Origin of the sequence: Caballeronia choica (assembly GCF_001544535.1) — a bacterium.
In the GTDB taxonomy this organism is placed as follows: domain Bacteria; phylum Pseudomonadota; class Gammaproteobacteria; order Burkholderiales; family Burkholderiaceae; genus Caballeronia; species Caballeronia choica.
Map to the genome: position 1 here is coordinate 1 of NZ_FCON02000500.1, position 1,084 is coordinate 1,084.

Sequence of the window (1,084 nt, forward strand, 5' to 3'; positions counted from 1 at the left end):
GGCTCGGTCAACTTCATCGCCACGCTGGCGCGCATGCGCGCACCCGGCATGTCCATCGACCGGGTTCCCGTGCTCGTCTGGGGCACGCTGACGGCTTCCGGTGGCAATTTGCTGGCCGTGCCGGCGGTCAGTCTCGCCTTCTTCATGTTGTGGCTCGACCGGCAGTTCGGCACGCATTTCTTCGATGTCTTGAATGGCGGCAAGCCGCTCCTTTGGCAGCACATGTTCTGGATGTTCGCGCACCCGTGGGTCTATGCCGTGGTGCTGCCTGCGATGGGGATTGTCTCCGATGCGTTGCCTGTCTTCTGCCGTCGGCCGCTCGTCGGCTACACGCCGGTGGCACTGGCGACGGTCGCGACGATGGTAGTGGGCTTTATCGTGTGGATCCATCACATGTTTGCCACCGGAATTCCGGCGCTCGCCCTGGCGTTCTTCGGCGCGGCCAGCATGGTGATTGCGATCCCCAGCGCGGTCGCCACGTTCGCATGGGTCGCGACGATCTATACCGGCCGTCCGGTGTTCAAGGTCCCCTTCTTCTATTTCGCTGGCTTCGTGCTGCTGTTCGTGATCGGCGGCGTGTCCGGCGTGATGACGGCCGCCGTTCCGCTCGACTGGCAACTCACCGATACCTATTTCGTCGTGGCGCATCTTCACTACGTGCTTCTTGGGATCAATGTTTTTCCGGTGATCGGCGGCATCTACTTCTGGTTTCCCAAGTTCACCGGTCGCATGATGAGCGAACGCATTGGCAAGCTCGGCTTTGCGGTTCTGTTCATCGGGTTCAACGTCGCCTTCTTTCCGATGCACATCGCGGGTCTCCTTGGCATGCCGCGCCGCATCTACACCTATCCCGCCGATATGGGATGGAATACCGTCAACCTGATCACCTCGCTCGGGTCGTTCGTGTTCGCGCTTGGCGTGCTGATCTTTCTGTTCGATCTCGCATGGAGCTACAAGCGAGGCCCGGCCGCTGGCGACAATCCTTGGGACGCACCCACGCTCGAGTGGTCCATTCCGTCGCCTCCGCCGCCTTATAACTTTGCGACCGTCCCGTTTGTCGGAAGCCGCCATCCGTTGTGGGAGA

The 1,084-nt window shown here is 61.3% G+C and carries 1 protein-coding gene; it reads left to right on the forward strand.

Annotated features, from left to right (window positions below; genetic code table 11):
• On the forward strand, window positions 1–1,084 hold a 1,084-nt coding region (locus AWB68_RS45290), incomplete at both ends, for a cbb3-type cytochrome c oxidase subunit I (RefSeq protein ID WP_200828988.1).